Origin of the sequence: Corynebacterium sp. LK33, from assembly GCF_014334955.1 — a bacterium.
GTDB classification, from domain to species: Bacteria; Actinomycetota; Actinomycetes; order Mycobacteriales; family Mycobacteriaceae; genus Corynebacterium; species Corynebacterium jeikeium_D.
In genome coordinates this window covers 1-263 of sequence record NZ_PDGU01000006.1, presented here as the reverse complement: position 1 = coordinate 263, position 263 = coordinate 1, and the positions used below count along the sequence as shown (strand labels likewise).

Sequence of the window (263 nt, the reverse complement as noted above, 5' to 3'; positions counted from 1 at the left end):
TGAACTGCTCCCCATTAGTTGGACTGAGAAATCAGTTACCGACTAGTGGGGAGTAGTTGTCATTGAGAGCACGAAGTTCGCTAAGTGAGCAGCAGCGCGAGCAGTTGGTTGAGCTTTTTGAGCAGGGCATGGGCTATAGAGCCGCTGCTAATGCTCTGGGTGTCTCCAAACACGCTGCGCGCCGGCTCTATTGTCGGTTTGTGCTGCATGGCAGGCTATGTCTTGTGGAGAAACCGACTAAGCAGCAGTATTCGTTTGAGATC

Annotated in this window: 1 protein-coding gene; it reads left to right on the top strand. The window is 52.1% G+C overall.

The window, feature by feature from the left end; all coding sequences use genetic code 11:
- Nucleotides 1–62: 62 nt before the first annotated feature.
- A partial coding sequence (locus CRD20_RS00945) for a helix-turn-helix domain-containing protein (protein WP_187404693.1) occupies nt 63–263 on the top strand: 201 nt, incomplete at its 3' end.